We start from the raw sequence: 13,720 nt of genomic DNA on the forward strand, positions 1-13,720 counted from the left end.
ACTTCGCCGCCCTTTTCAAGCACGACGACGGAAAGCTCCGGATCGATCTGTTTGAACCTGATCGCCGCAGCAAGCCCAGCAGGGCCTGCGCCTACGATGACAACATCGAATTCCATGCTTTCGCGTTCGGGCAAGGCGTTAACACAAGCGTCTTGTGCAGAGTATTTGTTTGTGCTCATTAATCTTGCTATTCTCGATAAAGCTCTTTTTGATTAGATAATCGTTCATCTGCATCGTAAAGCCATCATCCTTCGAAGGAGGACATACCATCGTGGTTGTTAGCTACGTTAGACGCCCGCATGAACTCAGCACGACGTTTCTCTTTAAGCGCATTGAGACCCTCGTTGAATTCCGGACCTGATTGCGCGAGAACCTGAGCGAGATTTTCATAACCCATCATCTCGTCTAGGCTGCTTTCGAACGATTTGAGCAGAATGGTTTTGGCGAGCCCCATCACTTGAGCTGGCCCCTCCGCGTAACGCTGTGCTAGCGCGAGGCCCTCGATGTCCAACTGATCGTCGTCTACGATTTTGCTCACCACTCCGTTCTCCAAAGCGTCCTGAGCTGTCCAGGTCGCATTCGAGTAGAAGAAGTTTCGGGCCTTCGCGAGTCCGACAAGACGAGGAAGCGTGAAGAGCGTTAGGCAGTCGGGCACGACGCCAAGACGGAAGAAGCCCGCCATGAATTTGGCATCCTGAGTCGCAACGATGCTGTCAGCCATCAACGCCAGACCAAATCCCCCGCCGACCGCCATTCCACGGACGCCACAGACGACAGGACGGTCAAGTGTCATTAATGGCGGAAACAACGTGCTTGCATGTCTGAAACGACGATGAGCTGGCCACGGCTCGCTCCCATTGGAAAGCATTCGAAGATCGCCGCCAGCGCAGAATGTCTGACCTTTAGCAGTTAAGTAGATCGCGCGGATCGAATAATCGTCTTGAACCTCGCGAACAACGTCCCGTAAGGAAAATCGAATCTCTCGCGTAAGCGAATTCCTTGCCGCCTCGTTTGCTAGGCGGATTATGAGCACTGCGCCGTTCCGCTCTGTCTCAAGATGAGGGTATTCTTTCTTCATTGCAATTGCCTTCCCAAGTTGATCGAAACAGGCTTACCGTGGCTCCATCCGTCGCACACGAGACTGCCGAACCGCGGACTAATTGAATTTCGGCGACTACTCTACCAAGTCGGTCAGAACTTCTGCTGGCAATAACTATTCTGGCGCCAGCATTTACCAGAGCCTTTACCATACCGAAGCCAATCCCCGGCCCTAAAGCACAAATTAAATCAAAAGCGCAACTATACTCACAGCATAAGTGTGTCTATTGATAAGGTCCCTTACTTTGGCGGGGGATAACCGGAGGACAAAGCCTGTTGACCACCGTCAACTGCAAGGGTTTGCCCGGTCACAAAACCTGCTGTGGGCGAAGCAAAATAGAGAATAGCTTGGGCCACCTCCTCCGGCTCGGCCCCGCGTTGCAACGGTATGCGAGCGATCCGCTCCTTCATTATCTCTGGCTGAAGGCGCATGCTTTTGCGGCCAAGATCGGTCCAAGTGAACCCGGGGCAGACGCAGTTTACCCGAATGCCGAATCTTGCCCAATCTACGGCAAGGGCCTTGGTCATGCCGATCACACCGTGTTTTGCCGCGACATAGGACACGCAGTGCGGAAGCCCGGAGAGAGAGGCTCCGGACCCCAGGTTCACGATGCTGCCACCGTGTTCCTTCATCCAAAGCGTGGCGGCGGCCTGCGCCATAAGGAAACTGCCGGTTAGACTGATGTCGATTTCGCGTCGCCATTGATCCAGCTTGAGCTCAAGCGCGTCGATCAGTGTCACGGTCCCCGCATTATTCACCAGAACATCGATTGCACCGAAATGCGTAAGCGTCTGTTCAATGGCGGCCTGAACCTGTTCTTGTGAAGTTACATCGCAGGTCAGAACCAGCTTGTTACCAGTCAGACCGGCCGCAGCATCATCTAGCGCCGCTTGATCGTTATCCGCCAGGACGACGCTTGCATTTCTGGCCAGCGCCTCGGCTGCAGTGGCAAAGCCGATGCCCCGTGCCGCGCCGGTGACAAACACTACTTTTCCGTCCAGTGACATTCTGTCGTCATCCTTCGTCACAAGATTGCCTGGGCAAGACGCTTTGGCCTTGCCCAGGTTTTGATTCAGTTCATCCCGTAGGTAGCCGGGTCAAGCTTATCAAAGATTTCCGACTTGATCAGCGCGGTTAGTGCCACTTCGTCCTTGGGGTCAATGCCTGCCAATAGGCCCTTCCATTTGTCCTGAGCTTCAATGAAGTAAGCGATTACATCGCTCGGATCCTCGACACCACGGCGCTCCATCGTCGTAGCAGCCAGCTTGGCAGCGAAGTTCGCCTTGTACTCACTGAGACGAGCAAGCGCTTCCGGCTCGGGTTCGTTGACAGGAATGCCTGCCTCAGCCGTTGCGGCCCATGCACCCTCAACGTCGTTGAGCAGGTTGATTGCGTTACGTGCGGTAGCAGCCGGCAGAATGCTGATGATCTCGTCGCGCTGTTCTTCGGTCAGCCCCTTCCAGAAGTCCTTGTTCATGTAATAGCCATCGTTGGCATTGCCCCCCAATGGCAGCTTGTAAACAGAATTTGCCACCTCTGTTAGCTTAAAGAAGGTGGTCATGAACTCAGGACTGCCGGCGGTGCAGTCCAGTGAGCCACGCTGTAGGCCGGTATAGATCTCGGTCGACGGCACTTGAACCGGCACCGCACCGATGGAACTGCTGAACGATACCTGACCGCCCGTCGCAGTGCGGATCTTCTTGCCCTTAAGATCTTCCAGTTTAGCCACGTTGCCACGGCAAATGTAGTTGTAAATGCCGATCACATAACCTGTGGCATAGACCGTGTTGTTGCGATCAGCCTCGGCCACCAGTTTGGGATGTAAGAGCTTGGTCTGGACATAGGCCATGCCCAAGGCCAGTTGATCGTCTGCAGTGAATGAAACATCCGACAACATAAAGGTCAGCGGCAGATCCGACGGAACGTAGTTCGCCGTCACCTGACCGATCTGCGCTACATTCGCCGAGATGCCGGATAGTGATCCGTCAGCGGGAAGCAACGAGCCGCCGGCAAAGACATTGAATACAATCTCGCCATCGGTTGCTGCTTTCACGCTGTCGGCGAAATCCTGCATGAAGATGCCGGTCGGGCTATCCGGCGGATTATAGGTCGCGGCCACGAATTCCGCGAGCGCAGGAGACGCAGCCAGCAGCAGCGCCGAGCCCACAAGCCCGCTCTTGATATACTTAAGTTTCATAGTTTTCCTCCTCCAGAAAGTCATTTCATCATTAGGGTCGGCAGGTAGAGCGCGATTGCGGGGAATGCGATGATCAGACCTAGTGTCACCAGATCCGTGACGATGAACCACGTCGCCCCCTTGAAAACGCTTGCGAGTTTGACCGTCCGCCCCAGGGCGCTGCGGATGACGAACACGTTCATCCCGACGGGGGGAGTGATCATCCCGATCTCAAGCAGTTTAATCACGATAATCCCGAACCAGATCATATCGACCCCAAGGCTGTTCAGGATCGGCTGCAGCACCGGGATGGTCAGGAGCATGATCGAGGCGCTTTCCACGAACATGCCCAAGATGATGTAAAGCACCGCGACGACAAGGATCACGCCGATCACCGAATCCACATATTCCAGCAACAGGGCGGCAAAGGCGTTCGGCAAGCCGCTCAGCCCCATGAAGGTCGAGAACATGACGGCCCCGACCGCGATGATCAGCACGGTGCAGGTGCCCTCGGCGGTATCGACAAGGGCCTTGCGGATTGCCAGCCACGAAAGCGACCGACGCGAGGCGGCGATGGCCAGCGCGACCAGTGCTCCGAGCGCGGCCGCTTCGGTCGGCGTTGCGATCCCCGTGAAGATGCTGCCCAGAACGGCGGCGATCAACAGCGGCAGCGGCCAGATGTCCAGCAGGGCGGCCCGAATTTGGCTCCGGCTGGTCTTTTCCTGGATCGACGGGGCAAGCGAGGGGTCGCGCCACGCCCTGACCGTGATCATCAGGATATAGGCTGCTGCGGACAGAATTCCGGGCAGAATGCCGGCCAGAAATATGGCCCCGATCGAAGTGTTGGTAAAAATCCCGTAAAGGATCATCAGGATGCTGGGCGGGATGAGCGATCCGAGAGTGCCTGCCGCTGCGACACAGCCCGTCGCAAGCGAGGGTTTGTAATTCGCTTTCAGCATCTCGGGCACGGCAATCCGCGCGAAGGCTGCGGCAGTCGCCACGCTGGAGCCGCTGGTGCTGGCAAACAGCGCCGAAGCGACGACGGTGGATGAAGCAAGCCCGCCAGGCACCCGGCCGAGCAGGATCCGCGCGCTGGCGAACAGGCCCGAGGTCAAACCGCATTGCGATGCGATATATCCCATGAGCAGGAACATCGGGATGGCGCTCAAGCTCCATTGCGCTACGAAATTCTGCGGGATCGAGGCCAGGATGCCCCATGCCGCGCTGGTGGTCGCGATGACTGAGATGCCGACGAAGGCCACCAGACCAAGAACGACACCAACCTGGACGCGGATCGCGATGAGAGAAAGCACCGCAACGACGCCCAGAATTCCGACAGTAAGATTGTCCATGATGTCTCCAATTAATCAGCGGCGTGGGTAACGGCGGAGTTTTCGGAATGGGTGCCGGTCAGCACCTGCCAGTCATCGCGGACAATCACCTGCACCAGGCGCAGCACGCTGACGACCGTTGCCAGCCCAAAGCCAACGGGCAGAATGAAGGCGGCCGGCCAGACAATGATAAGATGCACACCCTCGACATATTCGTTCTTCAAGTAAGATGCCCAGGCAGACAGCGCAGACTGGTAGGCCAGGCAGCCGAAGAATATCCCCTGCGCCAGGTACCCGATGACAAGGCAGATGCGCTGCACGGCGGGGCTGAACATGTCGAAGAACAACTCGACCGTCACAGCCGCGTTCTTCAGCTCGATTAGCGCCAGCGGAAGAAACACAAGCGCCAACATGTAGTAGCGGGCCGTAATCTCGGACGTGCCGGGCATCGGGCTGTTCGCGAGATACTTCATGATTACGTCGGCATTGACGTGAAGCAGCATCGCAATAGCGGCAAGCCCGGTAAGAATGGATAACACCCATGTTATCCATTTTAGGATTTGTTCGACGGTCTCCACTTTCTCAATCTCCTCTCTCCTCCTCCGACAGTGCCATTCGGCTTGCCGTCCATTCAGAGACAGCAATATCTATGCCAGCGGCCATCAGCTGGACGCAAAATCCCAGGCTTTTTGATCAATTGCCGTAAGATTGACGAATCTTTCCGAGAACCTGCCATTGCGCACAGTCTTCGTGTCCGTCGGTCGTATCGTGTAGCAGATAACTTATCCTGAACAGATAACCGGCTTCGTCTCATGCAGTTATCGGCTACATGGCCATTCTGCATACAGGTGAATGACCTGAGGCTGTGCTGCTTAAAGTAGTTTAGCTTTTGCCATAAAAGCGGGAGTTGATGGCTGGTAGGCGCGTAGACATAAAGCGCCACGTTCCATGTCGGATCGAAGCCGGATGAATCTTACTGTCTATTCAAGGTTTGCAAAGCAAGGATATCCCTCCCATCAGGCTGGCATGTGGTTTGCGATCAATATCTGTCAATGCGCAGGCTGCGCCGATTCCTCCCCTTACTCGAGGAAGTTGCGACGGTCGAACAAATGCATGCTGCCCAAGGAGAAGACATGATTGACGCCTATATCTGCGATTATATCCGTACGCCTATCGGCCGTTACGCGGGCGCACTTGCATCCATAAGGGCCGACGATCTCGGCGCGATTCCATTGAAAACGCTTATGGGACGTAATCCCTTGGTTGATTGGGAAGTTGTTGGCGATGTCGTCTATGGCTGCGCCAATCAGGCCGGAGAGGACAATCGCAACGTTGCGCGCATGTCGCTTCTGCTCGCCGGATTGCCTGTCTCGGTAACCGGCACGACCATAAACCGACTCTGCGGTTCGGGCATGGACGCCGTGATCACTGCCGCCCGCGCCATCCGCACCGGCGAAGCCGAACTGATGATAGCTGGTGGCGTGGAAAGCATGAGCCGGGCGCCTTTCGTGATGTCGAAGGCAGAAAGTGCCTTTTCCCGCGCAGCGGAAATTCACGACACGACGATTGGCTGGCGCTTCATCAACCCTGCCATGAAGGGATTGCACGGCGTCGACTCGATGCCGGAAACCGGTGACAATGTGGCGCTCGACTTTGGTATTTCCCGCGAAGATCAGGACGCTTTCGCCATGCGTTCGCAAACGAAAGCAGCTGCTGCGCAGGAAAATGGCCGTCTAGCTCGGGAGATCGTCGGCGTCAGTGTGCCGCAGCGCAAGGGCGATCCACTTCTTGTGGATCGGGACGAACACCCCCGCGGTACGACACCTGATGCGCTCGCCAAGCTGAAGCCCGTCAACAGGATCGAAGGCGGTACTGTGACGGCAGGCAACGCGTCGGGCGTCAATGATGGCGCGGCTGCACTTATCATCGCCTCGGAGGCCGCGGCTGCGAAATACGGCCTGACGCCGATCGCACGCTTTCTCGGTGGTGCTACAGCCGGTGTGCCGCCGCGCGTGATGGGTATAGGTCCAGCGCCCGCATCCCAGAAACTCATGGCGCAACTGGGTATGTCGCAGGACATGTTCGACGTTATTGAGCTTAACGAGGCCTTTGCATCCCAGGGACTTGCAACGTTGCGCAAGCTCGGAATAGCCGATGACGACCATCGCGTGAATATCAATGGTGGTGCCATTGCGCTCGGTCATCCGCTTGGCATGTCCGGCGCCCGCATCGCTGGCACAGCAGCGCTGGAAATGTCGTTGCGCAAGGGCAGATATGCGCTCGCCACGATGTGCATTGGCGTCGGGCAGGGAATTGCGATGGCGTTGGAACGAGTCTGACCGCAACTGGGCGCGACGACCAATATGGCGCAGGCGCGCGCTTTGATGCGCTAAGCTACGGACCAACGAGGAAATAATGTCGCGGACTGCATTCGATAACAAGCCCGCTCAGGGTGGCAGGAGCTGCGCAACACAGCCGCCCACAGATGACAAGCCGTCATCATTGCTTCTGGCAATCCTGGCAGCACTAATGAGCTTTTCTGCACTACCAACAGACAGCTATCTGCCGGCTTTGCCTGAAATCGCCCGATCGCTGGCATCCCGTGGCGGAAGTGCCGAATTGACCATTTCGACCTTTCTTATAGGATTCAGTCTTGGGCAGTTGGTATGGGGACCGATCGGCGACCGGTATGGCCGGCGCGGACCCATCGTGATCGGCATTCTTCTGTTTATCGCAGGAACAATCGGATGCGCACTATCGCCATCGATCTGGAGCATCGTGGGATGGCGATTCGTCCAAGCGATCGGTGCTAGTGCCAGTCAAGTACTGGCCCGCGCCATTGTTCGCGATCTCTATGCGCGGAATCGGTCTGCACAGATTTTCTCAACCCTTTTGTTGCTGATGGGATTTGCTTCCCTCCTCGGACCGCTCGTCGGCGCGCAAATTATGGCTCTTGCTGGATGGCGTGCTATTTTCTGGGCGGTGGCCGGATTTGGCCTGATGATGCTGTTCGCCACAACCATGATCCCCGACACACTTCCGCCGGAGCGGCGCAGCAGAGAACCCCTACGATATGCGTTCGCCGGCTATGGACTGCTACTGAAGGACGCAAGGCTGATCGGTTTTGCGTTGTCAGGAGGTTTCTTCTTTGCAGGCTCGTTCGCGTTTGTCGCCGGCTCACCCTTTGTCTATATTGAATTCTATCATGTGGACCCACGTGATTTCGCCTACCTCTTCGCAGTCAATATTATTGGCCTGATGGCGGCGAATTTTTTGAATGGCCAGCTTCTGAGCCGCTACGATAGCGACATGTTGCTACGTTTTGGAACCTGCGTCGGCGCCATCGCCGGCGTCGCTCTTGCTATCAACACCTGCTTTGGCTTCGGTGGAATTTGGGGTGTGGCGCTGCCTTTGTTCATCTATGTTTCGATGACCGGCTTCGTCATAGCCAATTCACTCGCTGGAGCACTGTCGGGATTTCCTACGCAGGCCGGGGCCGCGTCTGCATTAATTGGCTTGATCCACTATGGATCGGGCATGCTGGGTTCGACGATGCTCGGATGGCTGAAAGATGGCACGCCCTGGCCTATGGGCATACTCATCGCCTTTGGTGGGGTTGGTAGTCTGTTCGTCGCCACGATTGCCACTCGCCACCGGCCTGGCTGAAGCCGTGGCGTGTGTTCATTCTTCGTACAGACTTGCTTTCAGCAATGCGCAAGTGTCTTCATTCGAGACATGGCTTCATCGACATGGAAGGCTCACGCTCCCTAAATCGTCGCCAGTCCACCATCGACGGGCAGGCAGACGCCTGTAATGTTCCCGGCTTGAGCTGAAGCAAGAAACAGACCCGCATTGGCGATCTCATCGACGGACACGAACTGTCCGAGAGGCATCTTACCGACGAAATTCTTCTTGTTTTCCTCGAAATCACCCTTGCGCAGCGAAGCTTCCGTCATTTCTGTCCAGACACCCCAGGGTGCAATGGCGTTGACGCGGATATTATACTTTCCAAGATAGGTAGCGAGATTCCTGACCAGCATGATGATACCGGCCTTGGAAACTGAATAGGCAATGGAACCGAGAGGGGACGGCCGCATACCTGAAACCGATGCCGTGAAAATCATGCTTCCGCCACCGCTCTTTTTCATGTGAGGAACGACAAACTTGGCGCCGAAGACCGCCGCCTTGAGATTAATCGCCATGACACGATCGAAGTCCTGTTCGGTGATTTCCTCAATGTTCTTGATGTTTGAAATGCCGGCATTATGCCAAAAGATATCAATGCCGCCATAGGTATCAACGGCATGTTGAACCATATTTTCGAGATCCGGCATGGCACTAACGTCAGCTTTGAAGAAAGAGGCCTCGACATCATTCGCACATATCTCGGCGACGACCTTGTTACCTTGGTCGGTGTTCACGTCTGCAACCACGACCTTGGAGCCTTCGCTTGCGAAGCGCTTTACAATGCCTTCGCCGATACCCGTTGCACCCCCGACGATGAGCGTTACCTTGTCTTTTAACTGCATTTTCTTTCGACCTCCTGAAATATGCCGGTCGTGATGACACCGCGGCAGCGACCGATGCTGGTCTGATGTTTATTTGTGAAGTATTGGGCCGTATCCTCTGAGTGATTAGGTCGAGAGGTAAGCGCGAACGAATAGTGGCACTGGAACGACACGGCGCTCTTTAAAATCAACGATCACTAAAACCTGTTCGACGGATGCGACCGGGCTTCCAAGATGGTCGTAAACGCAGTGCCGCAGCACAAGTGACTTTTCTCCCACTGACGCCAACCAGGATCGAGAAGAAAGCACATCTCCAGCTTTACACTCCCGATGCCGGGTGATTTTGACCTCGACCCCCATATGCGTGCAGCCGGACACTTTCTTCCATTCCGGCGACAAGCCGACGATGTCGCCAAGGATGTGCAGCGACGCTAGAGTGCAGTAGGAGAAGATTTCGTGCATCTGAAGCTGACCTACGTGGTCTAGTTCATGAGGACGAACTACGCCAAGATTGAGGGGCATCATAGTCCGTGGGTCACACTGACTCGACGACATGCTACTTGGGGCACTGGAGAGCCCACGGGTGAATGAGGGTAGGACTTCGGCTACCCCAAGAACTGGTACTTTCTCCGTGGAGAACCCAGGCAGGTCAAGCGCGCTGGCACAGATGTGACCATTGCTCCGTAGCAAGTGCAGAATTCGGCCATTATGCTCTCCGCCCCTAATCACCGCGGAGTCGATCGCGAAGGTCTGGCTGACTCTTAGCTCGCGGTGGAAACGCATATGACGCAGGCTAGCCGACGCCGCACCTGGATTGGCTCTCAGAACATCGGCGGCGAGCGCTTCGGAAGCATACTGAAATGCGCGAATGTAAAACGTAAGATTAAGATGCTCGTTTTCGTCGCACTCCCAGGGCCGCACCAGCCCGCTGTAAGTTTGGCGAGCTCCAGTCTTTTCTAATGTCAACATCTAAGGTCCGCCGTTTGCTGGCAGGCGGCTAAGCCGCCGTAGAGATGCGTCGGAACTGAGGAAGGATGTTTCCTGCATCGTCAGAGGTAAAATCGACCTCGACCTCATCCCCGATTTGAACGTCCAGTGCGTCACTTCCAACGATGTTGGTTATCATGCGTGGACCTTCAGCGGTAACAATTGCCCCAATGACATAAGGCACCTTTTCCCTGAAGGAGTTCAACGGCGCTCTTCTAACAGTCGTGAAACTCTCAACGTGTCCACGGCCACTGACGTCGACCCACGATAGCGTGTCCGACCAACATGTCGCACAATGATACCGGGGCGGGAACTGGGTCGCGGCGCACTGGTCGCATTGCTGGAAACGCAGCTTACCTTCCCTTGCACCAGCCCAGTATTCGCGGCTGTCGCCGTTCTCGAGATCACTTGTATTCATCAGACTAACCCCCGGACTATTTCTGCAAACGTGGAAGCAGCCGGGCCGGACCAGCCGCTTCGTGCGATTCACTTCTTGCGAAGATTGCTCATCAAGTTTGAGAGCATTTCCTTATGTTCCGTGCGTTGAAACAGGTAGTTTTGAGTATAAGCCTCATACGCAAGGACAGAGCCCAAGTCCGCGTCCGCAGCACGGACAAGAGAAAGCTTGGTTCCGGCGATGGCACGCCGCGGCGCGCCCTCCGCGATCTTCCGCCCGAGTTCTACGGCACGGTCCAGCAATTGATCTGCGGGTACCAGATCGAGGAAAAGGCCAGCCTGTTTGCCTTCTTCCGCTTCTACCACAGCGCTCGTAAGCAGCCATTCATTAGCGCGCATCGTTCCCACGAGCTTCGGCAGGTGATAGGTGCACGCCATGTCCCAAGCACCTAGACCGATGCGACCGAACGCGAAGTGATATTTCGTTTCGGGAACCGCCAGAGCCAGATCGCAGCACAAGGCCAGAGCGACACCGCCGCCGATTGCAGGACCATTAACGGCCGCGATCACTGGAAGGTCGAGTTCCTTGATCCGCTGAACCATCCTGCAGTGGCTACGCACCGCAATAAACTGGTCTTCAAGATCTTCGTGACCTTCTGGCTTTACGAGCGTCCCTAGTTCGGCACCAGAGCAGAAAACGGTTCCAGCGCCGGTGAGTACCACCGCCCGGATGTCACGGTCTCGTTCGGCTTCATCGAGCGCGGCCAAGAAGGCGTCCGCGAGCGTATGCGTTAAAGGATTACGCTTGCGTGGGCGATTGATCGTTACGATCGCGACGCAGTCACGACGCTCGAGAACAACTTCGGGTTCCTGATCATCCGCGACGTGAGGAGCGGCCATATCTATACCTCATATTTTTCAGACAGTTATTGAACGATGTTGGCGATAATTGGTTAGAGCATTCTTGGAAGGCGCTCCTTGATGATCGAGCGCGCCTGCACCACGATCCGGTCGATGAGTTCCTTTACAGTGGGGATGTCGTCGATCAGTCCCACGACCTGGCCGCAAGACCACACCCCGGACTCCACCTCGCCGTTCTTCATGATCTTCGGGTAGACACCGGCGACTTCCTTGGCGACATCGGAGAATGTGATCTCTGAACCGAGGCGCTTCTCAGTCTCGATAACTCGTTCGACAGCCTCGTTCACCAACACGCGCTCGGTATTGCGCAACGGACGAAGAATAAGCCTGGTGTCACGCTCGGTGGCCGCCACTATTGCATCCTTCACGTTCTGATGGATGGGCGCTTCTTTGGTCGCCATGAAACGCGTACCCATGTTCATGCCGTCTGCGCCCAGTGAAAGAGCAGCGACTAAGGATGCTCCATCCACCATCCCGCCTGACGCGATAAATGGCACCTTTAGCTTTTGTGCGCAGAGTGGAAGCAAAATCAGGTTCGTGACGTCGTCCTCGCCCGGATGCCCGGCGCATTCGAAACCATCCATACTGATGGCGTCGCATCCCAGCCGTTCGGCCGTAAGCGCATGTCTGATCGACGTGCATTTATGGATAACAACGATCCCAGCTTCCTTGAAAGTAGCCATCCATTCCTTTGGATTGTTTCCAGCGGTCTCCACGATTTTGACGCCGCCTTCGATGATCGCCTTCACGTAGCCAGGATAATCCGGTGGCCTTGTGGAAGGGAGAAACGCCAGGTTGACGGCGAACGGCTTGTCGGTCATCCCGCGGCAACGTTCAATTTCAGCCCGCAACGCCTCAGGCGTCGGCTGCGTGAGTGCCGTGATGATACCTAAACCTCCAGCGTTCGAGACCGCTGAAGCGAGTTCGGCAAACCCGACATGATGCATGCCGCCCTGGACAATCGGATATTTGATGCCGAAAAGTTCTGTAATTCGAGTTTGCATCGTTGGGCCTCCCCTAATTGCGTTGCCTAACTGTAGCTCCGCATTTTGCATGCCATCGTCAGTTCGCGGAGACTCTTTCAGAGCGCCATCCGCTGATTTTCACACACCTGTCTTCGACCCGACGCGTTCGCTGATCCAGATCAGTGGTTTGATATTCGTGAATTTGGGAATGTCGGCGCTTATCGTCGGAAGATGTGGGAAAAGCCCTTCGGTCAGATCTTCCATCGTTGCACAGGTGACAATCGCGTGTGCAACGAATGCCGGCGCGGATCCTGAGCGCATTCCTGAGACACCCTTGTCCAAGGTCACCGAGTGACAGCGAGAACCCATTAAACCCAGCACAAGAGGTATGTGTCTTTCGACATAGTAGTCATAGTCAAAGTGCCCTTCCTCCAAGGGAGGGTACATGACGTGGAAATTGAACATGGTTCTTCTCCAATTGGCTGCAACGCTATCGACGCGAGGCCCTCATTTGCCTTTGAAAACCGGGATACGCTTTTCTTTGAAGGCTGCCACGGCCTCTTGGTGATCCTCGGTTTTTCGAACGACCGCCAAGCCACCCGCAGCCAGTTCAAGTGCAGTGGAAAGATCCTTGTCAGCACCGTAACGAACCAACTTTTTGATCATCTGCACGGAGATAGGAGCGCCCGACGCGATCTTTCGTGCGAACTCACGCGTACGCACCATCAGTTCGCCATCAGGATAGACGTGGTTCACAAGACCAATCCGCTCGGCCTCAGCCGCAGAAATCTGTTCGGCGGAGAGAAGCATCTCCAAAGCTCGGGCAGTGCCTACGATGCGCGGCAACAGGTAGGCGCCGCCGCCACCGGGCACCAAGCCCATCCGAACGTAGGTCTCAGCCATCCTTGCACTTTCTGCAGCAAAGCGGATGTCGCACGCTAAAGCGATATCCAGCCCGCCACCCGTGGCAAAACCATTGATCGCGGCAATAAGCGGTTTTTCGAACTCAGCAAGGACTCTCGTGAGGCCTTGCATATGCGTGACCTCCGCTTTGATCTCCGAGGGAGTACTGGCGGCGACTGCATTGAACCCGTTGATGTCGCCACCCGTGGAAAAGGCACGGCCCGCTCCCGTAAGGATCGCTACCCTGACATCGTCGCGACGCCCGGTCTCGGCAATCGCTTCGATCCATTGGCCGAGCATGTCGTATGTGAAAGAATTAAGCTTCTCCGGACGGTTCATCATGATAGTTGCGATGCCTTCGGAAACCTCGATGTCTAAATGATCCGCCATGTCTAATCCTGGTCAGAATGTGATTTGTGAGAGGGAAAGCGGAC

15 protein-coding genes are annotated in these 13,720 nt (G+C 55.9%); 2 read left to right on the top strand and 13 right to left on the bottom strand.

The features are described from left to right. The 6 genes from DKP76_RS16855 to DKP76_RS16880 all read right to left on the bottom strand — a co-directional run. A partial coding sequence (locus DKP76_RS16855) for an FAD-binding protein (protein WP_146198941.1) occupies window positions 1-179 on the bottom strand: 179 nt, incomplete at its 3' end. 65 nt (window positions 180-244) lie between these two features. Beyond that, window positions 245-1,078, bottom strand: a complete 834-nt coding sequence (locus DKP76_RS16860; RefSeq protein ID WP_109707847.1) for an enoyl-CoA hydratase/isomerase family protein — start codon at window positions 1,076-1,078, stop codon at window positions 245-247. Between the two features lie 260 nt (window positions 1,079-1,338). After that, window positions 1,339-2,106 (bottom strand): SDR family NAD(P)-dependent oxidoreductase, encoded by a 768-nt coding sequence (locus DKP76_RS16865; RefSeq protein ID WP_109707848.1) that lies wholly within the window; start codon window positions 2,104-2,106, stop codon window positions 1,339-1,341. Between the two features lie 65 nt (window positions 2,107-2,171). Further along, window positions 2,172-3,296, bottom strand: a complete 1,125-nt coding sequence (locus DKP76_RS16870; protein WP_158279454.1) for a C4-dicarboxylate TRAP transporter substrate-binding protein — start codon at window positions 3,294-3,296, stop codon at window positions 2,172-2,174. A gap of 20 nt (window positions 3,297-3,316) precedes the next feature. Further along, a complete protein-coding gene (locus DKP76_RS16875; RefSeq protein ID WP_109707850.1) occupies window positions 3,317-4,627 on the bottom strand; it encodes a TRAP transporter large permease in 1,311 nt (436 codons plus the stop codon). 11 nt (window positions 4,628-4,638) lie between these two features. After that, window positions 4,639-5,184 carry a TRAP transporter small permease gene (locus tag DKP76_RS16880; RefSeq protein WP_109707851.1) on the bottom strand — a complete coding sequence of 182 codons (546 nt, stop codon included), beginning with the start codon at window positions 5,182-5,184 and terminating at the stop codon, window positions 4,639-4,641. 555 nt (window positions 5,185-5,739) lie between these two features. Here DKP76_RS16880 and pcaF point away from each other — a divergent pair. Continuing rightward, entirely contained in the window at window positions 5,740-6,945 is a 1,206-nt protein-coding gene (gene pcaF / locus DKP76_RS16885; RefSeq protein ID WP_109707852.1) for a 3-oxoadipyl-CoA thiolase, read from the top strand. A gap of 76 nt (window positions 6,946-7,021) precedes the next feature. Beyond that, on the top strand, window positions 7,022-8,272 hold the full coding sequence (locus tag DKP76_RS16890; protein ID WP_109707853.1) for a Bcr/CflA family multidrug efflux MFS transporter: 1,251 nt from the start codon (window positions 7,022-7,024) through the stop codon (window positions 8,270-8,272). Window positions 8,273-8,373: 101 nt separating this feature from the next. On the opposite strand, the gene DKP76_RS16895 is transcribed toward DKP76_RS16890, so the two are convergent. The 7 genes from DKP76_RS16895 to DKP76_RS16925 all read right to left on the bottom strand — a co-directional run bounded on the left by DKP76_RS16895 (window position 8,374) and on the right by DKP76_RS16925 (window position 13,676). Then, on the bottom strand, window positions 8,374-9,135 hold the full coding sequence (locus tag DKP76_RS16895; protein WP_109707854.1) for an SDR family NAD(P)-dependent oxidoreductase: 762 nt from the start codon (window positions 9,133-9,135) through the stop codon (window positions 8,374-8,376). Window positions 9,136-9,240: 105 nt separating this feature from the next. After that, window positions 9,241-10,083 (bottom strand): thioesterase family protein, encoded by an 843-nt coding sequence (locus DKP76_RS16900; RefSeq protein ID WP_109707855.1) that lies wholly within the window; start codon window positions 10,081-10,083, stop codon window positions 9,241-9,243. Between the two features lie 28 nt (window positions 10,084-10,111). Further along, window positions 10,112-10,519, bottom strand: coding sequence for a Zn-ribbon domain-containing OB-fold protein (locus DKP76_RS16905; protein ID WP_109707856.1), 408 nt, complete (start codon window positions 10,517-10,519; stop codon window positions 10,112-10,114). Window positions 10,520-10,587: 68 nt separating this feature from the next. Then, window positions 10,588-11,397, bottom strand: coding sequence for an enoyl-CoA hydratase/isomerase family protein (locus tag DKP76_RS16910; RefSeq protein ID WP_109707857.1), 810 nt, complete (start codon window positions 11,395-11,397; stop codon window positions 10,588-10,590). A 53-nt stretch (window positions 11,398-11,450) separates the two neighbouring features. After that, window positions 11,451-12,422, bottom strand: coding sequence for an NAD(P)H-dependent flavin oxidoreductase (locus DKP76_RS16915; protein WP_109707858.1), 972 nt, complete (start codon window positions 12,420-12,422; stop codon window positions 11,451-11,453). Window positions 12,423-12,521: 99 nt separating this feature from the next. Then, on the bottom strand, window positions 12,522-12,848 hold the full coding sequence (locus tag DKP76_RS16920) for an EthD family reductase (protein ID WP_109707859.1): 327 nt from the start codon (window positions 12,846-12,848) through the stop codon (window positions 12,522-12,524). A gap of 42 nt (window positions 12,849-12,890) precedes the next feature. After that, window positions 12,891-13,676: an enoyl-CoA hydratase/isomerase family protein gene (locus DKP76_RS16925; protein ID WP_109707860.1), complete on the bottom strand. Its 786-nt coding sequence runs from the start codon at window positions 13,674-13,676 to the stop codon at window positions 12,891-12,893. Between the last annotated feature and the right edge of the window lie 44 nt (window positions 13,677-13,720).

Source organism: Falsochrobactrum shanghaiense (assembly GCF_003149535.1).
Lineage (GTDB): Bacteria > Pseudomonadota > Alphaproteobacteria > Rhizobiales > Rhizobiaceae > Brucella > Brucella shanghaiense.